This is a genomic window from Methyloceanibacter sp. (assembly GCF_035650995.1).
In the GTDB taxonomy this organism is placed as follows: domain Bacteria; phylum Pseudomonadota; class Alphaproteobacteria; order Rhizobiales; family Methyloligellaceae; genus Methyloceanibacter.
The window spans coordinates 1-23939 of sequence record NZ_DASRGO010000121.1; the positions used below are offsets into that span (position 1 = coordinate 1).

Sequence of the window (23939 nt, forward strand, 5' to 3'; positions counted from 1 at the left end):
CGCCAAGCCCGTGCTGCTGGTCGATGGTGATGCAGTCCCACCCCGCCTCGCCGATCAGCTCGATGAGGAAGGGGTTGTTTAGCGTGAGCCAGGCATTGAACAGGGTGCGGCGGGCTTTGGCCGCCTCGCGGAAGCGATCCATGGATTGGCTTACGGTTTGGCTTCGGCCTCGATCTGGGCGATCGCCTCGCCCATCAGCTCGGACATCTTGCGGCGGATCTGGTGGTCCGACAGCTTCACGCCCTTGGCGTCGAAATCCTTCCTGATCTTGCGGAACACGTCCTCTTCGCCGGGCTGCTCGAGGTCGGCCTTGATCACCTCGCGCGCGTAGGCCTGGGCCGCGTCGCCGCTCATGCCAAGCTCGCCTGCCGCCCACAGGCCGAGCAGCTTGTTGCGCCGCGCGGTCGCCTTGAACTTGAGCTCCTCGTCGTGAGCGAATTTGCGCTCGAAGCCCTTCTCGCGATCCTCGAAGTTCGTCATCTGCCCTCCTCAAGGGGCCCCCCGGTTCCGGGGGGCAAGACCTGCAGAAAGTGTTGGAAAAGCGCCTTCCTCGCGGCCGAGGCATAACGCCCAAAGGGCCGGAAATCAACAAATTGCGGGGAGAAAGCCCCGAATCCGCTCAAGGCGTTGTATGCCCCCGCCCCATAGGCTAAGGTCGCTCAAGACCCCTTGAATCGATTCCGGCGATGGCGATCTTGCTCCTGGCGCGCGGATTGGGCCTCCCTTTCCCCGCGCAATCGGCGTTTGTCAGCAGCGGATGCCATCCATGGTAGAGGAACCAAACATGAACCGCCGCCGGCGTATTTATGAAGGCAAGGCCAAGATCCTGTACGAAGGTCCCGAGCCGGGAACGCTCATCCAGCACTTCAAGGATGACGCCACCGCCTTCAACAACAAGAAGCACGACAAGATCGAGGGCAAGGGCGTCCTCAACAACCGCATCTCCGAATATTTGTTCCAGAAGCTCGGAGAGGTCGGCGTGCCGACGCACTTCATCAAGCGCCTCAACATGCGCGAGCAGCTGATCCGCGAGGTCGAGATCATCCCGCTCGAGGTCGTAGTCAGGAACGTGGCCGCCGGTTCGCTCGCCACCCGGCTCGGCATGGACGAAGGCTCGGCCCTCCCCCGCTCGATCGTCGAATTCTACTACAAGAACGACAAGCTCGGCGACCCGATGGTCACCGAGGAGCACATCACCGCGTTCGGCTGGGCCACGCCGCAGGAGATCGACGACATCATGTCGCTCGCGCTTCGCGTCAATGATTTTCTCTCGGGCCTCTTCCTCGGCGTCGGCATCAAGCTCGTCGATTTCAAATGCGAGTTCGGCCGGCTGTGGGAGAACGAGACGATGCGCATCGTGCTCGCGGACGAGATCTCGCCCGATTGCGCGCGGCTGTGGGACATCGAAACGCAGAACAAGCTCGACAAGGACCGCTTCCGCCGCGACATGGGCGGGTTGGTCGAGGCCTATCAGGAGGTCGCCCGCCGGCTCGGGCTGCATGTCGAGCCTGCCGCGCGCGCGCGCACGGGGCCCGTCCTGGTGCGCTCGAAATAGTTTGAGAGCGAGGGGGCATGAAGGCGCGCATCACCATCACCCTGAAGCCGGGGGTGCTCGATCCGCAAGGCAAGGCGATCGCCGGCGCCCTGCACGCGCTCGGCTTCGGCTCGGTGGGAGACGTGAGGCAGGGGAAATATATCGAGGTCGAGGTCGCCGAGAAGGATCCCGAGCTTGCGCGCGCCGAGGTCGAGCGCATGTGCCAGCAGCTCCTCGCCAACACCATTATCGAGAACTACGCCTATGAGCTCGAGGCCGCCTGAGCAGGGTCGCACCTCCTTTTGTCGAAGCGGTTGTCATGCCCGCGAGCGCGGGCATCGCGCATTCCTCGCCGGCGGTTACTGGATCGCCCGAGCAAGCCAGGCGATGACAAAGCCGAAGTGGTAACATGAGAGCCTCGGTCATCGTCTTTCCCGGATCGAATTGCGACCGCGACGCGGCGGTGGCGCTCGAGGCCGCCACGGGGCGCCCGCCCGCCATGGTGTGGCACGGCGACAGCGTGATCCCTCAGAGCGACCTGATCGTTCTGCCCGGCGGCTTCTCCTACGGCGACTATCTCCGCTCGGGAGCGATGGCGGCGCATTCGCCGGTGATGCGCGAGGTGGCGGCGCGCGCGCGCGCCGGAACGCCTGTGCTCGGCATCTGCAACGGCTTTCAGGTGCTGACCGAAGCGGGGCTCCTTCCCGGCGTTCTGATGCGCAATTCCACCCTCAAGTTTATCTGCAAGGACGTGTATCTCAGGGTCGAACGCAACGATTCGATCTACACGCGCCATTACGAGCAAGGCGCGGTCGTGCGCTTTCCGATCGCGCACAAGGACGGGAGCTATTTCGCCGACGAGGAGACGCTTGCCCGCCTCGAAGGCGAAGGCCTCGTCGCATTCCGTTATAGCGGCCCTCAGGGCGAGATCACCGACGAGGCCAACCCCAACGGCTCGCGCAACAATATCGCCGGCGTCTACAACGAGACGGGCACCGTGCTCGGGCTCATGCCGCATCCCGAGCGGCTCGCCGACGCAACGCTAGGCGGCACCGATGGCGCCAAGATGTTCGCCTCTCTCGTGGAGGCCCTTCATTGAGCGGAGCGGCGCGGGCAGCCAAGGGGGCGCAGGGGATCACTGAGGCAATCATCGCCGAGCACGGGCTGTCACCGGAGGAGTACAAGCTCCTGCTCGAAGGGCTCGGCCGCGAGCCGTCGCTCACCGAGCTCGGCATCTTTTCGGTGATGTGGTCGGAGCACTGCTCGTACAAATCTTCCAAAGTATGGCTCAAGAAGCTCCCGACCACGGGCCCTCAGGTCATCCAGGGACCGGGCGAGAATGCGGGCGTGGTCTCGCTCGGCGACGGCCAGGCGGCCGTGTTCAAGATGGAGAGCCACAACCACCCCTCGTATATCGAGCCCTATCAGGGCGCCGCGACCGGGGTCGGCGGCATCATGCGCGACGTGTTCACCATGGGCGCGCGCCCGATCGCCAACATGAACGCGCTCAGATTCGGCGCGCCCGATCACCCCAAGACGCGGCACCTCGTGGCGGGCGTGGTCTCAGGCATCGGCGATTACGGCAACTGCATGGGCGTGCCCACGGTTGGCGGGGAAACCAATTTCGACGCACGTTACAACGACAACATCCTGGTCAACGCCATGTGCGTCGGGCTCGTCGATGCGAACCGCATCTTCAAGTCGGCGGCACGAGGCGTGGGCCTGCCCGTGGTCTATGTCGGCTCGAAAACCGGCCGGGACGGCATTCATGGCGCCACCATGGCCTCCGCCGAGTTCGACGAGGCCTCCGAGGACAAGCGCCCGACCGTGCAGGTCGGCGATCCCTTTACCGAGAAGCTCTTGCTCGAAGCCTGCCTCGAGCTGATGGCCGAGGACGCGATCGTCGCCATCCAGGACATGGGCGCGGCCGGACTCACCTCCTCATCGGTCGAGATGGCCGACAAGGGCGGGGTCGGAATCGAGCTCGAGCTCGACCGGGTCCCGACCCGCGAGGAAGGCATGACGGCCTACGAGATGATGCTGTCGGAGAGCCAGGAGCGCATGCTCATGGTGATCAAGCCCGAAGCCGAGAGAACCGCCGAGCGCGTGTTCAAGAAATGGGGGCTCGATTTCGCGGTGATCGGTTACACCACCGACACCGGGCGCCTCGTCGTGCGCCATCGCGGTATGGTCGAGGCCGATATCCCGCTCGGCGCGCTCGCGCACCAGGCGCCGGTCTATGAGCGCCCATGGACGGCAAAGCCCGCTCCGGCCGCGGTCGATCCGCGCGAGGTGCCGGCGCCGAACAGCGTCTTCCAGGCGCTACAGGCGCTGATCGCCTGCCCTGCCCTCTGTTCACGGCGCTGGATCTGGGAGCAGTACGACCACATGGTCATGGCCGATACGGTGCAGCGCCCAGGCGGCGACGCCGCCGTGGTCCGTGTGCATGGCACGGGCAAGTCGCTCGCCATCTCGTGCGACGTGACGCCCCGTTATTGCGCGGCCGATCCGCGCGAAGGCGCCAAACAAGCGGTCGCCGAATGCTTTCGCAATCTGTCGGCGGTCGGCGCCGACCCGCTCGCCATCACCGACTGCATGAATTTCGGCAATCCCGAGCGCCCCGAGATCATGGGCGAGTTCGCGGAAGCGGTCGAAGGCATGGCGGACGCCTGCTCAGTGCTTGCCTTCCCGGTCGTTTCGGGGAACGTCTCGCTCTACAACGAAACGAACGGCGTCGCCATTCCGCCGACGCCAGCGGTGGGCGGTGTCGGCCTCATCCCCGACGGCGCCCCGATGGCGCGGCTCGCGCTGCCTCGCGACGGCGACATCCTCCTCTTGCTCGGCGCCGAGGCGGGACATCTCGGGCAGTCGCTCTATCAGGAGATGATGACGGGCCGCACCGAGGGCGCCCCTCCCCCGGTCGATCTCGTCCAGGAGAAAGCCGCGGGCGAACTCGTGCGCGACCTCATCCGACTCGGCGCGGTATCGGCGGTCCACGACGTCTCGGACGGCGGCCTGCTCGTCGCCATCGCCGAGATGGCCTTGGCAGGCGGCCGCGGTGTCGGGCTCGAGCCCGCGCCCGACAATCTCCCCGCTCACGCCATCTGGTTCGGCGAAGACCAGGCGCGCTACGTCGTCGCGGCTGCCCCCGACAAGGCGGATGCGATCCACAAGGCGGCGGCGCTGGCCAAGGTGCCGGTCAGGCTGATTGGCCGCGTCGGCGGGGATGCGCTCACGCTTCCCGGCGAGGCTCCGCTTCCCCTTGCCGCGCTGAAAGCCGCGCATGAGGACTGGTTGCCGCACTTCATGTCTCACGGCTAAGATCGCGCCCGGCAGGAGGAGTTCACACGATGGCCATGGCGGCTGAAGACATTGCGCGCTTGATCAAGGAGCGCTTTCCCGATGCCGAGATCAGGATCGAAGACCTCGCCGGCGACGGCGACCACTACGCGGCGACCATCGTCTCGGAGGCCTTCAGGGGCAAGACGCGCGTGCAGCAGCACCAGATGGTCTATGACGCGCTCAAAGGAAACATGGGCGGGGTGCTACACGCCCTTGCGCTCAAGACGGCCGCGCCATAGATGACGCGCGAAGGAAAGGATCGCACAATGACCCCCCAGGGTGACGTTCAAGACTGGATCGCCAAGCAGATTGCGGGCAACGACGTGGTGCTGTTCATGAAAGGCACCAAGACCATGCCGCAATGCGGCTTCTCCATGCAGGTCGCGCAGATCCTCGGTCATCTCGGCGTCGAGTTCAAAGATATCAACGTGCTCGAGGACATGAGCGTGCGCGAGGGCGTCAAGGCCTATTCCAACTGGCCGACCATCCCGCAGCTCTATGTGAAAGGCGAGTTCATCGGCGGCTGCGATATCGTGCGCGAGATGTTCCAGGCGGGCGAGCTGCAGGAGCTGCTCACCTCCAAGGGCATCGCCCACAACGCCCAGACGCTGAACGCCTGATCCCAATCTGGCCCGCTTTTAGGGAATAGCCCTCCGGGACGGTGTGTCCGGCTTTCCGGGGTGCTTGTGGTCTGGGAGGAATGCAAATGATCGACTGGGCCATCCAGGCGACGGAATTCGTCAACTGCAACTGCGCCTATGGCTGCCCCTGCCAGTTCAACGCTCTGCCGACGCATGGGGATTGCCACGCCATCGCCGCTTACGAGATCGGCAAGGGCCATTACGGAGACGTCAAGCTCGACGGGCTCAAGGTGGTCGGTATCTTTTCCTGGCCTGGCGCCATTCATGAGGGCAACGGCAAAGCCTTCCTCATCATCGATGAGAAGGCGAACGAAGCGCAGCGTGCCGGCCTGCTCTCGATCCTCTCGGGCGAGAACACGGAGCCCGGTACCACGATCTGGAACGTGTTCGCCGCGACCTTTTCCGAGGTTCTGCCGCCCGCATTCAAGCCGATCGAAATCTCGATCGATGTCGAGGGCCGGACCGCCAAGGTGAGCGTGGATGGTTTTGCTGAGATGCGTGGCGAGCCGATCCGCAATCCTGTCACTGGTGCCGAGCATAGGGCGCGCATCGACCTTCCGAACGGCTTTGAGTACACCCTCGCCGAGATGGGCAGCGGATCATCTAAAACGCGCGGGCCGATCGCATTTGAGGTCAACGACACTTATGGGCAGTTCGCCCATATTCATCTGAACAACCGGGGCGTCGTGCGCGCCTGACCGTTCGCTCTCAATTAGACTTCGGCGGCCGCCTCCTCTACGCTTGGACTGATGAGCGGAGACACCGCGATGACTAAGTGGGAGATCAAGGGCCGCGAGTTCGGCAACTGCAATTGCAATTACGGCTGCCCCTGTCAGTTCAACGCACCACCCACCCACGGCCATTGCCGCGGGCTTGCGGTGTTCGACATCGAGACCGGCTACCACGGCTCGACCCGGCTCGATGGGCTTCGCGCCTGTGGCATCTTCCGCTGGCCAGGTCCCATCCATGAAGGCAAGGGCGAAGGCGTGCACGTCATCGACCGCCGCGCGACCCCTGAACAGCGAGACGCGCTGTTGCGCATCCTGCGCGGCGAGGACACCGAACCCGGCGCGACCGTGTTTCAGATCTTCGCCTCGACCTGCGAGCGGCTGCACGAGCCGATCATCGCCGATATCGATTTCGAGCTCGATATCGACGGGCGCAAGGCGCGCGCCAAGATCGCGGGCGTCGTCGACATGCGCGGCGAGCCGATCCTTAACCCGATCACCGGCGCCGAGCATCGCGTGCGTATCGTGCAGCCGAACGGGTTCGAGTTCGCCGAAGCCGAGATCGGGCGGGGATGGACCAAAACGGGAGCCCCGATCAGCTTCGAGCTTGCCGACAGCTACGGGCAGTTCGCGCACATCCATCTCTGCCAGAGCGGCATGGTCCGTGCGTGACCATGGCGGGCGCCTGGGTCGAGATGCTCGCCAGGCGCGATAGCGCCGCCGTCGTCGGGGCGCTCGGGCTCCTTATCTTTTTGTCCTGGCTTGCGGTCCTTGCCGGCGCAGGTACCGGCATGGACCCCGCGGCGATGAGCGGCTTGCTGATGCCGTTTGCCCTGCCGGCATCGAGCTCGGCCTGGACCCCGCTTTATTGGCTCATCGCCTTCTGCATGTGGGCGGTGATGATGGTGGCGATGATGCTGCCGTCGGCCTCTCCCATGATCCTGCTCTATGCCCGCGTGGTCCGGCAGGCGGAGAGTGCGGGAAAGGCGCGCCATGCCTCCGCTTCGATCGCGGCCTTCGCTTCGGGATATCTCGCCTTGTGGAGTCTTTTCAGCGCCTTCGCGGTTGCGGCTCAGTTCGGGCTCGAGCGGGCGGGCGCCCTTTCCGCCATGATGAGCTCGCGCAGCGCCCTCCTGTCCGGCGCGCTTCTGATCGCCGCCGGCCTCTACCAGCTCACGCCGCTGAAATCGGCCTGTCTCAATCATTGCCGGGGACCGGCCGCCTTCATCGCCGCCCATTGGCGACCGGGCGTGCTCGGCGCCTTCCGCATGGGACTCGCCCACGGCGCCTATTGCGTCGGCTGCTGCGCTGCCCTGATGCTCCTCCTGTTCGCCGGCGGCATCATGAACCTCGTGTGGATCGCGGGGCTCGCGCTGATCGTGGGATTCGAGAAGCTCGCCCCGTTCGGCGCGGTGGCGGCAAAGGCGATCGCCGTCGTGCTGATCGGAGCCGGCGCGGCGCTCATCGTCCTTACCGGCATCTGAAAACCAATGGCCGGGCGAAGGCCCGGCCATCTCGGAAGCGAAGAAGCGATACCCGCCCTAGCGCGAGTAGAACTCGACGACGAGGTGCGGTTCCATGATCACAGGATAGGGCACGTCGGTCAGGGTCGGGATGCGGACGAGCTTCGCCGACATCTTATTGTGGTCGACCTCGAGATAGTCCGGCACCTGGCGCTCGGAGCTCTGCGAGGCCTCGATCACCATGCCGGCATCCTTGGCCTTGTCGCGCACTTCGACCACGTCGCCTTCGCGGCAGCGATAGCTAGGGATGTTCACGCGGCGGCCGTTGACCCGCACATGGCCGTGGCTCACGAACTGGCGCGCAGCGAACACGGTCGGGACGAACTTGGCGCGATAGACGATGGCGTCGAGCCTGCGCTCGAGGAGCCCGATCAGCTTTTCCGACGTGTCGCCGCGCAGCCGCGCGGCCTCCTTGTAGATCCCCTTGAACTGCTTCTCGGTGATGTTGCCGTAATAGCCCTTGAGCTTCTGCTTGGCCCTGAGCTGCTGGCCGTAATCGGACAGCTTGCCGCGGCGGCGCTGCCCATGCTCGCCCGGCCCGTATTCGCGCTTGTTGAACGGGCTCTTGGGCCGGCCCCAAATATTCTCGCCGAGCCTCCGGTCGATCTTATGCTTGGCGTGAATGCGTTTCGACATGCCTCAAAGACTCCAAAGTAAATCAAGCTGTTCCGCGGGTATCTGTGCCCCGCGCCGTCAGTCGAGAACCCTTGCTGGTGATGGCGGCGGCCCGCCGGTTGTTCTCCGGCAGCGGCCTGAGCCCGAGCAGGCCTGAGCTTCGGCCTGCTGTCTACACGCGAATGGCGGAAAGTGTCAATTGGAGCCGGTGGCGGTTGCGGGCGGCGGAGCGGCTTGGGCTTTGGGAGGCTTGGCCGCCTGCGGCGTCTTAGGGTCGGCCTCGGCGACGGGATTGGCCGCCACGAAGGCGTTGATCGCGTTCGTGACCTTGACCTTCTGGTCGGGCGAGCAGGTCGGACGCTTCGGTGCCAGAACCTGAGTGTCGCCGCCTTGCGCCTCCGCGCCTGCGGAATTCGCGGACTGGCCGTCCTTGGATACGGGCACGGCGCCGGCGCCCCCTGCCTGAGGCTTGCCGTCCTCCGTGCTGGTGGTGATCTTGATGCTGCCGGTGAAATAGGAGACGGAGAACATATGGAGCGCGCTGATCATCAGCATCTGATCCTTGCTCCACAGCTTCTTGGCTTCCTCGCTGCGCATCAAGGCCTGAAAGTTGGCGCGCTCGAGATCCTTCAGATCGCAGACTTCGGCATAGGCCGAACGGGTGGCGGCACGCACGACGCGGCGCGCATCGTCGACGGGAATGACGAACTTGTTGGGGTCCCCTTTCTCGACCTTGATCGGCTTGCCGTCAGGACCAGGATAAGACTCGGGAATGATGGAGAGCGCGTAGGTCATAAGCACGCGCACGGCGCTGTCGCTCAAGCCTCCCGATTTCTGCTCGCCTTCGGGCGCAGCTGCGGGCTTGGTGCGCTGACCGAGCTCTTCCGCCACGGGCCTCACGCCAGACTGGTCGGCGCCCTCGACAGGCGCCGCCACGAGCAACGCAAACATTGCGGCAGCCGCGGCCCCGCCCCACTGAACCCACGCCCGTTGCATCAAAGCCCCCCTCCTTCCCGGTGGCGGAAGCTAACATCGTTTAGGGCCATCGCAATAGGAGAAACGGGGCGGAACTATGACACCTTATCGCCCTTGGCTCGACGGACGCGCGAGAGCGCGGCAACGATTCCGCGCCAGGTGCGCACATCCTGCTCGGTCGCCCCCATGCGATGGAACATGTTGCGAATGTTGCGCACCATCGAGGAGCGCTTTTCCGGCGGAGAGAGGAAACCGGCGCGATCGAGCTCGCCTTCGAGATGCGCGAACAGCGCGAACAGCTCCTCGCGCGTGGCGGGGCGCGCACCGTCATGATCGATCCCCTCGGCCGCCGGCCTATCGAAAGACGTGCCTCGGCCGAGCGAAATGGTGGCGCCTTCGCTCTTCAACCACTCGTAAGCCACGAGCAGCACCGCCTGCGGCAGACTCAAGGAAGCGAAATCGGGATTGACCGGCGCGGTTAGAATCGCATCGGCGAGCGCGATCGTATCGTTGTCCAGGCCGCTCCGCTCGGGGCCGAACAAAACTCCGGTCGACTCGCCCAGCAAAGATCTTCGTCTCAGCTCGAGCGCTGCGCGCTCCGGCGAGAGCACGGGCTTCACCATCCCGCGCGGCCTCGCCGTCGTCGCGAGCACGTAGTTCAACTTGGCGATCGCCTCCTCGACGGTGGCGTAAACGCGCGCGCCGTCGACGACATGGGAGGCCCCTGCAGCGGCGGCCTCGGCCTTGTCGCTCGGCCAGCCGTCGCGCGGGGCGACGAGGCGTAAATCGGCGAGCCCGAAATTGGCCATCGCGCGGGCAGCAAAGCCGATATTCTCGCCAAGCTGCGGTCTGACGAGGACGATCGACGGGGCAGCGGAGACGCTCTCAACTCTTGCTTTCATTGCAGAAGCACGATGCTATAGGGACGCCATCGACCGCAATGGGCGCAAAGCGCTTCCCGCGCCGGAGAGACAATTATCGTGAACAAGATCAAGGTGAAAAACCCGATCGCAGACCTCGACGGGGACGAGATGACGCGAGTCATCTGGCAGATGATCAAGGAAAAGCTGATCTTCCCCTATCTCGACCTGCCGCTCCTCTATTTCGATCTTTCGATCCAGAACCGCGACGCGACCGACGATAAGGTCACCATCGAGGCGGCGCACGCTATCCAGACCTGCGGGGTCGGCGTGAAATGCGCGACCATCACGCCGGACGAGGCCCGCGTGAAGGAATTCGGGCTCAAGAAGATGTGGAAGTCGCCGAACGGCACCATCCGCAACATCCTCGGCGGGGTGATCTTCCGCGAACCCATCATCTGCAAGAACGTGCCCCGCCTCGTGCCGGGCTGGACCAAGCCGATCGTCATCGGCCGCCATGCCTACGGCGACGTCTATCGCGCCACCGATTTCCGCGTGCCCGGCAAGGGCAAGCTCACCATCACCTTCACCGGGGAGGACGGCACCAAGATCGAGCACGAGGTGCACGCCTTCGAGGGCTCGGGCGTCGCGCTCGGCATGTACAATCTCGACAGCTCGATCCGCGACTTCGCGCGCGCGACGTTCAACTACGGACTTGCACGCAACATGCCGGTCTATCTCTCGACCAAGAACACAATCCTCAAGGCCTATGATGGCCGCTTCAAGGATATCTTCGCCGAGATCTTCGCCAACGAATTCAAGGCCGAGTTCGACAAGCGCGGGCTCACCTACGAACACCGGCTGATCGACGACATGGTTGCGGCCTGCCTGAAATGGTCCGGCGGCTATGTGTGGGCCTGCAAGAATTATGACGGAGACGTGCAGTCCGACACGGTGGCGCAAGGGTTTGGCTCGCTTGGACTGATGACGAGCGTGCTGATGACGCCGGATGGCAAGACCGTGCTCGCCGAAGCCGCGCACGGCACGGTGACGCGCCACTACCGCCAGCACAGCCAAGGCCGCGCGACCTCGACCAACGCCACGGCCTCGGTGTTCGCCTGGACCGGCGCGCTCAAGCATCGCGCCAAGCTCGACGAAAACGCCGAGCTACTGCGCTTCGCCGAGGCGCTCGAGCGCGTGGTGGTGGGCACGATCGAGTCCGGGTTCATGACCAAGGACCTCGCCCTTCTCGTCGGCGCCGACCAGAGCTGGCTCTCGACGAGCGGCTTCCTCGACAAGATCGACGACAATTTGAGGAAGGAGATGGGCGACCGCGCTGCGGCCTAAAGCCCGCTCAGAGTTCGGTGGACTCGGCATCGCGGGCGGATGCGCGCCGCGGCCTCGCGGTTTTTTTCCGCGCGGGCTTCGTCGCGTCGGTCTCACGCCGCTCGGCGGCCACCTTGCGGATGCGGTGCAAAATCTCCGGATGCTTGCGGCACAGCCGCGCGAACGCCTCGTTGTCGAGCACATAGGCCCGGCACCGCGTCTTGGCGATGACATCGTATTTGCGCCGGCGGTGGTCGAGCAGCGCCATCTCGCCGAAGAAGTCGCCTTCCTTCAGGATGGCGCGCTTGCCGCCGCCGAGCTCGACGGCCGCTTCGCCGCTCGCCAGCAAATAAAGGCCGTCGCCGGGATCGCCCGCGCGCACGATGGGAACGCCCGGCATATAGGTTCGCGAATAAAGGAGCCGCGCGATCTCCGCCACCTCGGCCTCGTCGAGGGTGGCGAATAGCGGCACGCGAGCGACCATCGACCACGTCACCACGAATTGGTGCCGGTTCGCCTCCTGGCTGAAACCCGTGGCGAGGATGGCGATGGGGAGCGCGAACATGCCGACGCCGAGCAGCATCACCACGCCGCCCAAGAGCTTTCCCCACGGCGTGACCGGCACGACGTCGCCATAGCCGATGGTGGTGAGCGTGGCGAGCGCCCACCACGCGGCGGCCGGAATCGAGCCGAACTTCTCGGGCTGCGCCGTACGCTCGAGCAGGTACATGCCGGTCGAGGCGAAGAACAGCAGGATGATCATGATGAGAAAAGCGCCGAACAGGGCGCGCTTCTCCTCGGCAAGAACGCGGCCGAGCGTCTGAAGCGCCGGCGAATAGCGCACGAGCTTGAGCAGACGGAACAGCCTGAGCACGCGCAACACCCTGAGATCGACCGGGAACAACCATTCGAGGTACCAGGGCGCAAAGGCGAGGAAGTCGATTACCATGATCGGCCGTAACGCAAAGTGCAGCCGCGCGCGCCAGGGCGCCATGCGGCTCAGCATCGGGATGTCGACCGCGCTCCACATGCGCAGCACATATTCGACGGTGAAGACGGCAACCGAGAAGACATTGAGCGCGGCGAAGGCCGTGGCGTAACGGGTGCCGAGATCGCCCACCGTCTCGAGCGCGAAGGCGGCCGCATTCAGCACGACGAGGAGGATGATGAAGGCGTTGACCAGGCGCCCGATCGGATGCGCAGCGCCGCCGACCTCGAGGATGTCGTGAACCTCGCGCCGCCATCTCAGCCAGGCGGTCGTCTTCGCCATGCCCTAGCCGTGCCCGGCGCGACGTTTGGCTTCTGCGCTGTCGGAGGCTTGCGCTTCGCCCGTGCCCGCGATCTTGGCCGCGATCGCCTCGAGCGCCTGATCGGCGCGCGCGCCGTCGGGGCCTCCGGCCTGGGCGAGGTCCGGGCGTCCGCCGCCGCCCTTGCCGCCGAGCGCCTCGGCCCCGGCGCGCACGAGATCGACGGCGTTGAAGCGGCCGGTCAGGTCGTCGGTGACCCCGACCACGAGCCCGCCCTTGCCGTCGGGCGCGGTGTTGGCGATGGCCACGATCCCGGACTTCACCTTGGCCTTGCCCTCGTCGGCCAGGGCCTTCAGGTCGTTGTTGGGCAGGCCCGCGACGCGGAGGCGGAAGAACTTCGTTCCGCCGACCTCGACGATATTGGACTCCTCGCCTTGGGCGCCCGCGCCCCCGCCGAGCGCAAGTTTCTTTCGGCTTTCGGCCAACTCGCGCTCGAGCTTGCGCCGCTCGTCGATGATCGCGGCAAGCCGCGTGATCACCTCGTCGGGAGCGACCTTGAGCAGCTCGGCCGCCTCGCGCACGCGCTCGTCCTGCGCGGCGAGGTAATTCCGCGCCGCTTCCCCGGTCAGGGCCTCGATCCGGCGCACGCCCGAGGCGACCGCGCTCTCGCTCACGATCTTGAGGAGACCGATGTCGCCGGTGCGGCGGACATGGGTGCCGCCGCAGAGCTCGATGGAGTATGCGTGGCCGGACTTCGTGCTCTTGTCGCTCACGCCCATCGAGACGACACGTACCTCTTCGCCGTATTTCTCCCCGAACAGCGCGAGCGCGCCCTGCGCGATGGCGGCCTCGGGCGTCATCAGATGGGTCTCGACCGGCTCGTTCTGGAGGATCATGGCGTTCACCAGATCCTCGACGGCGCGGATCTCGGCGTGGGTCATCGGCTTCGGATGCGAGAAGTCGAACCTGAGCCGGCCGGGCTCGACGAGCGAGCCCTTCTGCGCCACGTGGAGCCCCAGAACCTGGCGCAGCGCCTCGTGCAACAGGTGTGTCGCGGAGTGATGCGCGCGGGTCGCCGTGCGGCGCGTGTGATCGACCTCGAGCTCGACCGAATCGCCGACATGGAGCGTCCCCTTCTCGACCACGCCCTCGTGCAGGAAGAGACCGTGCAGCTTTTTCTGCGTGTCGCTGACAAGGAAGACGGTGCCCTTGCCTTTGGTGAGCCAGCCGCGGTCGCCGATCTGGCCGCCGGATTCGGCGTAGAACGGAGTCTGATTGACGATGACGGTGCCGCGCTCGCCTTCCTTCAGCGTCTTGACCCGCGCGCCGTCCTTGACCAGGGCGACGATCTCGCCGGAGGCCGCTTCCGTCTCATAACCCAGGAACTCGGTCGCGCCGAGTTCCTCCTTCAGCTCGAACCAGAGCTTGTCGGTGGCCGCCTCGCCCGAGCCCGCCCAGGATTTGCGCGCCTCGGCGCGCTGGCGCTCCATGGCAGCGGCGAAGCCGGATGCATCGACGCCGATGCCGCGAGCCTTCAATGCATCCTCGGTGAGGTCGTAGGGGAAACCGTAGGTGTCGTAGAGCTTGAAGGCGACCTCGCCCGGCAGCGTGTCGCCGCGCTTGAGGTGCCCCGCCTCCTCGTCGAGGAGCTTAAGGCCCCGGTCGAGCGTTTCGCGAAAGCGCGTCTCCTCGAGTTTGAGGGTCTCCTCGATCAGGCTCTGGCCGCGCTCGAGCTCGTGATAGGCACGGCCCATCTCGCCGATAAGCGCGGGCACCAGACGGTGCATCAGGGGCTCCTTGGCGCCCAAAATGTGCGCATGCCGCATGGCGCGGCGCATGATGCGCCGCAGCACGTATCCCCTGCCCTCGTTGGAGGGCAGGACGCCATCGGCGATGAGGAAGGAACACGCGCGCAAATGATCGGCGACGACGCGGTGATGCGGCGCATTCTCGCCCTGCGCGGGAATCCCGGTGAGATCGACCGAGGCCGCGATCAACGTGCGGAACAGATCGATGGCGTAATTGTCGTGGGTGCCCTGCATCACCGCGGCGATGCGCTCGAGCCCCATGCCGGTGTCGATCGAGGGACGCGGCAAGGGCACGCGCTCGCCGCCAGGGAGCTGCTCGAACTGCATGAACACGAGGTTCCAGATCTCGACGAAGCGGTCGCCGTCGGCGTCGGCGCTTCCGGGCGGGCCGCCGGCAACGGTCGGCCCGTGATCGTAGAAGATCTCCGAGCACGGACCGCAGGGTCCCGTGTCGCCCATCGACCAAAAATTGTCGGCGCCAGCGATGCGGATGATCTTCTCGTCGGGGAAGCCCGAAATCTTGCGCCAGAGCTTCGCCGCCTCGTCGTCGTCTTCATAGACGGTGATCAGGAGGCGGCTCTTATCGAGGGCGAAGTCGCGACTGAGGAGCTCCCAGGCGAGCAGGATCGCGCGCTCCTTGAAATAATCGCCGAAGGAGAAATTGCCGAGCATTTCGAAGAAGGTGTGGTGGCGCGCGGTGTAGCCGACATTGTCGAGGTCGTTGTGCTTGCCGCCGGCGCGCACGCATTTCTGCGCCGAGGCCGCGCGCGGCTTCGCGCGCTTCTCCTGGCCGGTGAACACGTTCTTGAACGGCACCATGCCGGCATTGGTGAACATCAGGGTGGGATCGTTGCGGGGAACGAGCGGCGCGGAGGGCACGACCTCGTGGTCGTTCCTGGCGAAGTAGTCGAGAAAGGCCGCGCGGATGTCGTTGGTGCGCGAGGGCCTTGGGCTCGAAGGCGCGCTCTTCATCTCGCGCCCGTCTGCGAGGGCATGCGCGCGCGACTGCCCTTTCGGCTTGGCGGTCGAGGATTTGGCTGAGCTCATGATGGCGTCGTTCGCGGAGACCCTTGTTGGCGCGGTGATACGGGCCTTTTATCAGACCTCTCTCGCCAAAGCATAAACTCTCGCGAAAGCTTTCAGAGGTTTCGAGGGGCCGCGCACCGGCCAGTCAGGCTTGACGTAAAAGACCGCCGCGCCCTGCCTCCCCTCCGGAGGTCGAGGGCGCTCGCGGTCCCGCGTCAGACATAAGGTGAGGACAAGGGACTGGCAAGCGGCCCCTTCGACCCGCCACATCGAGCGGAGGCCTCCAAGTCCTTGGACCTAAGGGTTCCCGCAAGCCTTAGGCTTAAGCCTCTGCACCTAAGCGCCGCGTTTTCCTCGGCGGGCGCCCCCGGGGAGAGGCGTCACACCCTCGCCTTCGGCAAAGCCGGTGCCAGAGCCCTCGTCGTCGCCCGCAGCCTCGGCGGTCCCTTCGAGGATCTGGCCGGCAAGGAGGCCGGCATTCTGGCGGATGGCCCGCTCGATCCTCTGGGCGGTCTCGGGATGCTCCTTGAGATAGGCCTTGGCGTTCTCCCGGCCCTGGCCGATGCGCTCGCTATCGAAGGAGAACCAGGCGCCAGACTTCTCGACGATCCCGGCCTTGACCCCGAGATCAACGAGCTCGCCCGTCTTGGAGATGCCCTCGCCGTACATGATGTCGAACTCGATCTGCTTGAAGGGCGGGGCCACCTTGTTCTTGACCACCTTCACGCGGGTCTGGTTGCCGACCACCTCCTCGCGCTCCTTGATGGCGCCGATGCGGCGGATGTCGAGGCGGACCGAGGCGTAGAATTTGAGCGCGTTGCCCCCGCTCGTGGTCTCGGGGCTCCCGAACATCACCCCGATCTTCATGCGGATCTGGTTGATGAAGATCACCATGCAGCGCGACTTCGAGATCGAGGCGGTGAGCTTGCGCAAGGCCTGGCTCATGAGGCGCGCCTGCAAGCCCGGAAGCTGCTCGCCCATTTCGCCTTCAAGCTCGGCCTTGGGGGTGAGCGCCGCGACCGAATCGATCACGAGCACGTCGATCGCGCCCGAGCGCACCAGCGTGTCGGCGATCTCGAGCGCCTGCTCGCCGGTATCGGGCTGGGAGATGAGGAGATGTTCGAGGTCGACGCCGAGCTTCCGCGCATAGACCGTATCGAGCGCGTGCTCCGCGTCGATGAAGCCGCAAATGCCGCCCCTCTTCTGCGCCTCGGCAATAACGTGGAGGGCGAGCGTGGTCTTGCCCGAGGATTCCGGGCCGTAAATCTCGATGACGCGGCCGCGCGGCAACCCGCCGATGCCGAGCGCGATGTCGAGACCAAGCGAGCCGGTCGAGATCGCCTCGACCTCGACGGCCTTCTCGTTCTGGCCGAGCCGCATGATCGAGCCTTTGCCGAAGCCGCGCTCGATCTGGGAGATCGCCGCCTCGAGGGCCTTCTCTCTATCCATCTCAACTCCTTCGACGAGGCGCAGCGCGACGTTCAACATGTGAGAGTCTCCTTATTTCACAAGCCCGCTTCGAGTCGCAATTCGTGCTCTTCGGATGCCGTCCCTTTCCCGCGCTCTACGCGGCTTGCGGGGGGGTGCGAGGGTGCGGAGCGCGGGAAAGGACGACACGAGAGGCACTGTACACGTTTTGTTCTCTGTTCGCAAGATGTTCTCCGCACAAGGAGGTAAGGGCGCATTACATTTCGGCCATGACAAGAGTGTTCAGCAAGCTCACAGCCAAGGCCCAGACCACCGTGCCGAAGCGGGTGCGCGAGGCGCTTGCGCTCAGGCCCGGCGATCAACTCGTCTATGAGATCGAGGGAACCCAGGTCCGCCTCGCCAAGCTCGCTGGAGGTGACGAAGCCTATCTCAGGTCATTGCAAGCGAGCTTGGGCGAGTGGGAGACGACAGAGGACGCGGCCGCATTCGATGATCTGTGAGCCGTATTCGACCGTCGTCGTTCCCTTCCCTTTCATCGACAGGGCATTGGCGAAACCCCGTCCGGCCCTTGTGCTGTCGAGCAAGAACTTCAACGAGGCCAACGGACACACTTTGCTTGCCATGATTACCACTGCGGCGCGAAGCCGGTGGCCGAACGACCAGGAGATCAGCGATATCGAGGCGGCGGGTTTGCTAGCCCGTGTGTCGTTCGCTTCAAGCTTTTTACGCTCGAGAACCGGATGATTGAGCGGAGGATCGGAATGCTCGGCAACAGCGACCGCGAGGCTGCGTCGAAGGAGTTGAACGCCATGCTCGGCTAACAAGAAAAGGCCGCCTCGAGGGGCGGCCTTTGAGCGGAGAGGTTGGTTGGGGCCCGCGCGGCTCTAGCGATAGAGCTTGGCGCAGCGCGCGCACCAGCAGTCGAACAGCCGGCACACCATGACGTAGCCCGGCTTGCAGAAGGCGTCGTAGCGGCAGGCGATCTGATCGACCGGCGAATAGGCCTTGGCCGCCCTCGCAAAGTCGGGCGTGCCGAGCATCGTGGCATCGGCCTTCCAGGCAAACGATCCGGCGAACAGCAGGAGAGCCGCCGCCGCGAGCGCGAACGCAAATTTACGCATCTTTCCCTCCTCGTGGTCTCACCGCCGGCACCCCCCGCGGATTCCGGCTGGAGAAACCGTCATCATAGCGCAACCGTTCGCCCGCGCCCACGGAGAGCAGGCGGGGCGGCCGACGAATCGCCCGGCCGCTGTGGCCTCGTGGACACGCTTGGGAGGCTGCGCTTCGCGCCGATTTTACTCGCTCACGGCCGCTTCGGCTTTCGGGGCAACCGCGGATTTTCCTTCCACGGCCTCGCGGTAGCCGAAGCGGTCGATATAGGGCTTCAACCGGTCGATCACCTTGCGCTTGAGCGGTCCGGGCAGCTCGTAGCGCGAGACGCGGTGCTCCTTGCGCTCGCCGACGAAGGCGCGCATCGGTCCTTCGGCCTGGTCGAAGCCCTCGATGTCGAGGCGGGCATAGATGTCGCGCATCGCGCCGACGGGGTCCTTGACGAAATCCTCGTAGCGAAGCTCGACGAGGCGGCCTTCAGGAATCAGATGGCGGTCGGCCTCGTAGTCCTCGGTCAGCCGCGCGAACATGTCGAGGATGTAGTCGTCGAGCCAGGGATCGAGATAGGGCGGATTGTGCAGGCCTTGCACCGAATAGAGCGCGCGCCAGAGCTTCACCGTGGAGGGGAACACGTCGAGAGGATTGCGGGCGAGATAGACGTAACGCGCATCGGGAAAGAGCTTGGTCAGAAGCGGCAGCCGCGCGGCGTTGGCCGGCGTCTTCATCACCAGCCGCTTGCCGCCGTGCTTGAGATAAAGCCGGCGGTAGAGCCACATATAGGCGGCGGCCCACTTCTTCCTGTCTTTCTCGGACACGCCCTTGAAGTCGAGATACTCGGTGTCGGCCGGGCCTAGCCGCGGCCAGGCATGGGTGATGTAGGGCGTCCCCTCGCCAAGCATCATCATGGCGAACTCTTCCTCCTGCGGGCGATCGAAGCCGACCGGCACGTCGTCCTGCGGCCGCTTCTTCGGCAGAAGCACCTTCATGATCTTGTCGAGGTGGCCCTCGGTCAGCAGAAAGTGGTGCGGGAAGAAACACTCGTAGGTCGTTGGATAGGCGAGGTCGGGATCGACCGAAAACAGGTCGTGCAGGAAGGTCGTACCGGTGCGCCAATGTCCGATCACGAAGATCGGCGCCTTGTCGAGCTTGATGCCTTCGGCGGCGCGGCGGTACTTCGCCTCGGAGATCCAGTAGAGCACGGAATTCCACGGCACCCACAGGAAGAGCGCGAGCACGTCGGGGATGCAGTTGAGCGTGAAGGAGAAGCGGCCGCGCGCAAACAGCTTCATCAGGTCGACGAAGCGCATGCCGAACCAGAAATAGATCAGCCTGCCGCCATAGCGCTCGATGGTGAGGGCAGGCATGCGCGGCTTCTGCCGCCGCCGCCGCGTCGGCTTGCCCGCCTCTTCCGGCGGCACGATTTCGTAGTCCGGCACGCGAAACTCCACTCGGTTGCAATGCGAACCTTCATTTCCGCGTGTAGAGGGAACCGGCGCGGAAGGGAAGCCCCTTGAGCCCCCCACGATCAGTTTTCGTCATGCCAGCGCTTGGCGCGGGCATCCACGACTTTCTCCCGCAGCCGAAAAGCGTGGGATGGCCGGGCCGAGCCATGACGGGACAGTGTGACCGATGCTCGCGCTCGTCCGGTGCGAAGGGAGCGGTCAGCCTTGGAGAGCGGCCTTGACGGCGGCGGCGAGTTCCTTCAAGTCGAACGGCTTCTGCAAGAACATGAAGTCCTCGTTCTCGGCGAGGTGCTTGCGGAAGGCGTCTTCGGCGTATCCGGAAATGAAGATGATCTTGAGGTCCGGCCGCTCGCGGCGGAGCGTCTGCATGAGCGTGGGACCGTCCATCTCCGGCATGATCACGTCGCTCACCACGAGGTCGACGTCGCCCTTGTGGCTGGCGAACACCTCGAGCGCCTCGGCGCCGGTCGTCGCCTCGAGCACGTTATAGCCGCGCTGACCGAGGGCACGGGCGGCGAAGCTTCTCACCGCGTCCTCGTCCTCGACGAGCAGCACCGTGCCGCGGCCGGTCAGGTCCTTCGGCTTTTCGGCCTTGCGCTCGATCTTGGCCTGCTCGACCTCGGTCGCGCTCTCGATGTAACGCGGCAGGTAGACGCGCATGGTCGTGCCGTTGCCCGGCTCGCTCTCGGCGAAGATATAGCCGCCGGTCTGCTTGACGATGCCGTAGACGGTGGAGAGGCCGAGTCCGGTGCCGCGGCCGATCTCCTTGGTCGAGAAGAACGGCTCGAAGATCTTCTGCATCACCTCGGGCGCCATGCCGGTGCCGCTATCGCTCACCTCGATCAGCACATATTCGCCGGGGGGAATGTGCCTGACGCCGAGCTCGCGCGAGGCGGCCTCGTCAATATTGGCGGTGCGGATGACGAGCTTGCCGCCGTCCGGCATGGCGTCGCGCGCATTGACGGCGAGGTTTACGATCACCTGTTCGAACTGGTGCAGGTCGGCCTTGACCGGCCAGAGATCGCGCCCGGGCTCGAGCTTGAGCTCGATATTCTCGCCCAAGAGCCGCCCGAGCAGGATCGATAGTTCGGAAAGAACGTCGCCGAGCTGGAGCACTTGCGGGCGCAAGGTCTGCTGGCGCGAGAAAGCAAGCAGCTGGCGCACGAGCCCGGCGGCGCGATTGGCGTTCTGCTTGATGTTCATGATGTCCTGGAAGGCGGGGTCGGTCGGACGGTGATTCATCAGCAGGAAGTCCGAGAAGCCGATGATCGCCGTCAGCATGTTGTTGAAGTCGTGCGCGATCCCGCCGGCGAGCTGACCGACCGCCTGCATCTTCTGACTCTGGGCGATCTGCATCTCGAGCGCGCGCTGCTCGGTGGTGTCGATGGCGTAGGCCATCGCCGCCTCGCCCTCGCCCTCGGGCTGCTCGATCGGGCTGAGATAGATCCTGCCGCTCCGCTCGCCGCCGCCGGCGAAGACGATGTCGACCGGATCGATCTGGCCCTGGCGAGCGAGCGCCGCTTCGAGCGCGCGGCGAAGCGCATGCCGGCTTTCGGGCTCGACCAGCGTTTCGAGGCGCACCTTATTCGGCTCCGAACTTACGTCGCCGAACAGGCGCACGAAGGCGGCGTTGATGGCGCTGATGAAGCCTTGCGCATCGACGGTGGCGATCGCGATGGGCGCCGAATGAAACAGTCGCGCGAAGCGGAGCGCCCCAGCCCCTGCCTCCTCGGCTTCTCCGGAGCTGCGGGCGAGAACGAGGGCGTGCGCCAGCGCGCCAGAGCCTCCGCGGGGCAGACGATGGAGGATGCGCACCGGGAGGCTGGTGCCGTCGGCTTTCAGGAGATCGACATCGAAGCGGCGCGTCGCCCCTTGATGATTGCCGCGGCCCGCACCGGCGATCAGGGCGGCGCTGTCTTGCGACATGATCCGAGAGAGCTTGAGCGGGCGGTTGGCGACCTCGGAGAGATCGAGCCCGAGCCACTGGGCGAGCGTCGCGTTGAGATATTCGATGTTGCCGTCGGCATCGGCGGTGAAGAATCCGGCCGGAGCGCTGTCGAGATAGGCGATCGCGGCCTGCACCTTGGCGAAGCTCTCTTCTTCGCGGGCGCGCTCGTGCGTGATCTCGTCGACCTGCCAGACGGTGAGCGCGCCTTTGCGGCCCGAGCGCGGATCCGGCGGCATGGGCTGCACCGAGATGCGGAACCAGCGCGGGACGATGGCGGCGTCCTCCTCGCCCTCACCCGGCGGCGGCAGGCGGAACTCCTCCTTCAGGGCGCGGCCCTGTTGCGCCGCGCGGGCAAGGCGGAAGATCGGCTCGGCGAGATGCGGGTTGCCGCCGAAGGCGCGATCAGGCGACGGCACCGGCGCTTCGGCATCGAGACCGAGCAGCGAGCGGTAGGACGCGTTGGCATAAAGCACGCGGCCCCCGCTATCGGCGATCAGCGCGCCTTGCGGGAGATTGTCGGCGAACGCCTTGGTGACGTCGTTGCGGGCGTGGCGCTGGCCGAAATGGAGAATGCCGACGGCGCCCGCGAACAGACAGAACACGCCGACTACGGCAAGGCCGGCGAGGATCGCGAGCACGAAAGGCTCAGCCATCTCGCGCGAGACCATGGCAAGGCTGACGGCGGCGACCGCAAGAGCGAGAGCGAGCGAAACCACGAGCCCGACGCTCCCGTCGCGCGCAGGGATGTCAGCGGCGGGCTCCGAATAGCGCATCGGCGCGTCGATATCGCTCATGGGGCGGAAAATACCCGATTCGAAAGGTCTTGGCCGGACATTGTCATGGAACGGTGGAGGCGCCCATGCGTCCTAAGGACTCCCTCAATCTCTCCCAATTGGCGTGGTTAATGGGCTGTTAGCCTCACGAGTTTAGGACCATCGGCCATGACCTTCGACACCCTGATCCTCGCCGTCGCCGCCGGCCTGTTCGTCATGGCGCTCGTCGCGCTCATGGCTTGGGCGTTCAAGACCTTCTTCCCGGGCCAGCGCAATGGAACAGGCTTCCTGCGGCGCGAGAAGCGGCTCGGCGTGGTCGAGACGGCGAGCATCGACCAGAAGCGTAAGCTCCTCCTCGTCCGGCGCGACGATGTCGAGCATCTCATCATGATCGGCGGCCCGATCGACATGCTGGTCGAGACCGGGATCAAGGGCCGCCCGCACCTCGAGCCGCCGCTCGAGGATGTGATCATCGCGCGGAGCGAGACGCGGCCGGCCCCGGATTTCGGCCAGAAATAACGACCGGATTCGGCGGTTTTTTTCAATTGACTGTTGCCGATTTATCACGCGCGCTGCCACTTGCCGCAACGCCAAGATTGGGGTAAACAAATGCTTCGAGCTTACGGCGGCCCTGTGTTGTTGGGGCGGGTGGTCGAGCGACGCCGGTACTTCGACCGCTGATGCCGTAAGAGCGCCGGCAGTTCCCTGCTAATGGTCCGACACCGACTGGCTCAGGCCGGTCATGTCAGTCCCCCAAACCTCTCCACTCCCCGCCCTCCAGCGGGGAGTTTTTTTATGGCGAGACGGCACGGCGAAGCTCACGTTGTTCGGCTTATGACTCTCCGACTGATTCTCCTCTCAAGCCTAATCGCTCTCGCCTGGGTTTCTCCGGCGCCTTGTGGCGACGCCGACACCATGCCCAAGGACTTCGTCTACCTCGCCGACATCGATCCCACCATCCGGCAGGACATGCGCTATGCGGGATCGAACAACTTCACCGGCAAGCCTGTGCCCGGCTACGACGCAGCGGAATGCGTGCTCGTCCGGGAGGCGGCGGAGGCCTTGAAGCGGGTGCAGGAGGCCGTGCGCGCCAACGGCTACACGCTCAAGGTCTATGACTGCTACCGCCCTGCCCGCGCCGTCGCTGCCTTCGTGGACTGGGCTAAGGAGCCCGACGATCCCGAGGCGAAGATGATCTACTACCCCAACCTGCCGAAGTCCGCCCTCTTCCCCGACTATATCGCGCCGCGTTCGGGGCATTCGCGCGGCGCCACCGTCGATCTCACCCTCGCGCCTCTCGGCGAGGACCCGAACGATCTTCCGGCAACTCAGTCCTGTACGGCGCCGCAAGGGAGCACGGCGCCGGACGGCAGCCTCGCCATGGGCACGAGCTTCGATTGCTTCGATGGGAAATCGACGAAGTTCGCTTCGAACATCACCGCCGAGCAGAACGCCAACCGGATCATGCTGGAGGACGCCATGCAGGCACAGGGCTTCAAGGGCTACGAAATGGAGTGGTGGCACTTTACGCTCGGCAACGAGCCCTTTCCCGACACGATCTTCGATTTTCCGATTCTGCCACGCCGCTAGCT

At 65.2% G+C, this 23939-nt stretch carries 24 protein-coding genes; 14 read left to right on the forward strand and 10 right to left on the reverse strand.

All coding sequences use genetic code 11. The features are described 5' to 3' along the window. Positions 1–150: 150 nt before the first annotated feature. A complete protein-coding gene (locus VFB18_RS08930) occupies positions 151–480 on the reverse strand; it encodes a DUF1476 domain-containing protein (protein WP_324973803.1) in 330 nt (109 codons plus the stop codon). 304 nt (positions 481–784) lie between these two features. Between VFB18_RS08930 and purC the strand changes: the two genes are divergently transcribed. From purC to VFB18_RS08975, 9 genes are all read left to right on the forward strand, one after another. Then, complete coding sequence (gene purC, locus VFB18_RS08935; protein WP_324973807.1) at positions 785–1555, forward strand: phosphoribosylaminoimidazolesuccinocarboxamide synthase; 771 nt, start codon at positions 785–787, stop codon at positions 1553–1555. A gap of 17 nt (positions 1556–1572) precedes the next feature. Then, the gene (gene purS / locus VFB18_RS08940; RefSeq protein ID WP_324973810.1) at positions 1573–1818 is read left to right on the forward strand and encodes a phosphoribosylformylglycinamidine synthase subunit PurS; all 246 of its coding nucleotides are present in this window, start codon (positions 1573–1575) and stop codon (positions 1816–1818) included. Between the two features lie 125 nt (positions 1819–1943). Next, entirely contained in the window at positions 1944–2633 is a 690-nt protein-coding gene (gene purQ, locus VFB18_RS08945) for a phosphoribosylformylglycinamidine synthase subunit PurQ (protein WP_324973813.1), read from the forward strand. Further along, a complete protein-coding gene (gene purL / locus VFB18_RS08950; protein WP_324973816.1) occupies positions 2630–4855 on the forward strand; it encodes a phosphoribosylformylglycinamidine synthase subunit PurL in 2226 nt (741 codons plus the stop codon). Before purQ ends, purL begins: the two co-directional genes overlap by 4 nt. A gap of 29 nt (positions 4856–4884) precedes the next feature. Continuing rightward, complete coding sequence (locus VFB18_RS08955) at positions 4885–5115, forward strand: BolA family transcriptional regulator (protein ID WP_324973819.1); 231 nt, start codon at positions 4885–4887, stop codon at positions 5113–5115. A gap of 27 nt (positions 5116–5142) precedes the next feature. After that, positions 5143–5496 (forward strand): Grx4 family monothiol glutaredoxin, encoded by a 354-nt coding sequence (gene grxD / locus VFB18_RS08960; RefSeq protein ID WP_324973822.1) that lies wholly within the window; start codon positions 5143–5145, stop codon positions 5494–5496. A gap of 80 nt (positions 5497–5576) precedes the next feature. Next, the gene (locus VFB18_RS08965) at positions 5577–6215 is read left to right on the forward strand and encodes a DUF1326 domain-containing protein (protein ID WP_324973825.1); all 639 of its coding nucleotides are present in this window, start codon (positions 5577–5579) and stop codon (positions 6213–6215) included. 69 nt (positions 6216–6284) lie between these two features. After that, positions 6285–6917 carry a DUF1326 domain-containing protein gene (locus tag VFB18_RS08970; protein WP_324973828.1) on the forward strand — a complete coding sequence of 211 codons (633 nt, stop codon included), beginning with the start codon at positions 6285–6287 and terminating at the stop codon, positions 6915–6917. A gap of 2 nt (positions 6918–6919) precedes the next feature. Then, positions 6920–7729, forward strand: coding sequence for a DUF2182 domain-containing protein (locus tag VFB18_RS08975; RefSeq protein WP_324973876.1), 810 nt, complete (start codon positions 6920–6922; stop codon positions 7727–7729). A gap of 57 nt (positions 7730–7786) precedes the next feature. On the opposite strand, the gene rpsD is transcribed toward VFB18_RS08975, so the two are convergent. The 3 genes from rpsD to VFB18_RS08990 form a co-directional block, all read right to left on the reverse strand. Further along, entirely contained in the window at positions 7787–8404 is a 618-nt protein-coding gene (rpsD, locus tag VFB18_RS08980; RefSeq protein WP_324973830.1) for a 30S ribosomal protein S4, read from the reverse strand. A 174-nt stretch (positions 8405–8578) separates the two neighbouring features. Then, positions 8579–9379, reverse strand: coding sequence for a hypothetical protein (locus VFB18_RS08985; RefSeq protein WP_324973833.1), 801 nt, complete (start codon positions 9377–9379; stop codon positions 8579–8581). A gap of 74 nt (positions 9380–9453) precedes the next feature. Further along, a complete protein-coding gene (locus VFB18_RS08990; protein WP_324973836.1) occupies positions 9454–10260 on the reverse strand; it encodes an RNA methyltransferase in 807 nt (268 codons plus the stop codon). Between the two features lie 78 nt (positions 10261–10338). Between VFB18_RS08990 and VFB18_RS08995 the strand changes: the two genes are divergently transcribed. Next, entirely contained in the window at positions 10339–11565 is a 1227-nt protein-coding gene (locus tag VFB18_RS08995; RefSeq protein ID WP_324973838.1) for an NADP-dependent isocitrate dehydrogenase, read from the forward strand. Positions 11566–11572: 7 nt separating this feature from the next. On the opposite strand, the gene VFB18_RS09000 is transcribed toward VFB18_RS08995, so the two are convergent. The 3 genes from VFB18_RS09000 to recA form a co-directional block, all read right to left on the reverse strand. Then, the gene (locus VFB18_RS09000; protein WP_324973841.1) at positions 11573–12814 is read right to left on the reverse strand and encodes a cyclic nucleotide-gated ion channel; all 1242 of its coding nucleotides are present in this window, start codon (positions 12812–12814) and stop codon (positions 11573–11575) included. Between the two features lie 3 nt (positions 12815–12817). Then, the gene (gene alaS, locus VFB18_RS09005; RefSeq protein ID WP_324973879.1) at positions 12818–15571 is read right to left on the reverse strand and encodes an alanine--tRNA ligase; all 2754 of its coding nucleotides are present in this window, start codon (positions 15569–15571) and stop codon (positions 12818–12820) included. Positions 15572–15961: 390 nt separating this feature from the next. Further along, positions 15962–17113 (reverse strand): recombinase RecA, encoded by a 1152-nt coding sequence (gene recA / locus VFB18_RS09010; RefSeq protein ID WP_324973844.1) that lies wholly within the window; start codon positions 17111–17113, stop codon positions 15962–15964. Positions 17114–17322: 209 nt separating this feature from the next. Here recA and VFB18_RS09015 point away from each other — a divergent pair, with 209 nt between their 5' ends. Beyond that, positions 17323–17553, forward strand: coding sequence for an AbrB/MazE/SpoVT family DNA-binding domain-containing protein (locus tag VFB18_RS09015; protein ID WP_324973846.1), 231 nt, complete (start codon positions 17323–17325; stop codon positions 17551–17553). Further along, positions 17543–17797 (forward strand): type II toxin-antitoxin system PemK/MazF family toxin, encoded by a 255-nt coding sequence (locus VFB18_RS15790; protein ID WP_414675675.1) that lies wholly within the window; start codon positions 17543–17545, stop codon positions 17795–17797. Before VFB18_RS09015 ends, VFB18_RS15790 begins: the two co-directional genes overlap by 11 nt. A gap of 140 nt (positions 17798–17937) precedes the next feature. On the opposite strand, the gene VFB18_RS09020 is transcribed toward VFB18_RS15790, so the two are convergent. From VFB18_RS09020 to cckA, 3 genes are all read right to left on the reverse strand, one after another. Continuing rightward, positions 17938–18174, reverse strand: a complete 237-nt coding sequence (locus tag VFB18_RS09020; protein ID WP_324973848.1) for a hypothetical protein — start codon at positions 18172–18174, stop codon at positions 17938–17940. 174 nt (positions 18175–18348) lie between these two features. After that, a complete protein-coding gene (locus VFB18_RS09025; protein WP_324973850.1) occupies positions 18349–19599 on the reverse strand; it encodes a sulfotransferase in 1251 nt (416 codons plus the stop codon). A gap of 225 nt (positions 19600–19824) precedes the next feature. Further along, on the reverse strand, positions 19825–22368 hold the full coding sequence (gene cckA / locus VFB18_RS09030; RefSeq protein WP_324973852.1) for a cell cycle histidine kinase CckA: 2544 nt from the start codon (positions 22366–22368) through the stop codon (positions 19825–19827). Between the two features lie 147 nt (positions 22369–22515). Here cckA and VFB18_RS09035 point away from each other — a divergent pair, with 147 nt between their 5' ends. Then, on the forward strand, positions 22516–22866 hold the full coding sequence (locus VFB18_RS09035) for a hypothetical protein (RefSeq protein WP_324973854.1): 351 nt from the start codon (positions 22516–22518) through the stop codon (positions 22864–22866). A 396-nt stretch (positions 22867–23262) separates the two neighbouring features. After that, complete coding sequence (locus tag VFB18_RS09040; protein WP_324973856.1) at positions 23263–23937, forward strand: M15 family metallopeptidase; 675 nt, start codon at positions 23263–23265, stop codon at positions 23935–23937. The last annotated feature ends 2 nt before the right edge of the window (positions 23938–23939 follow it).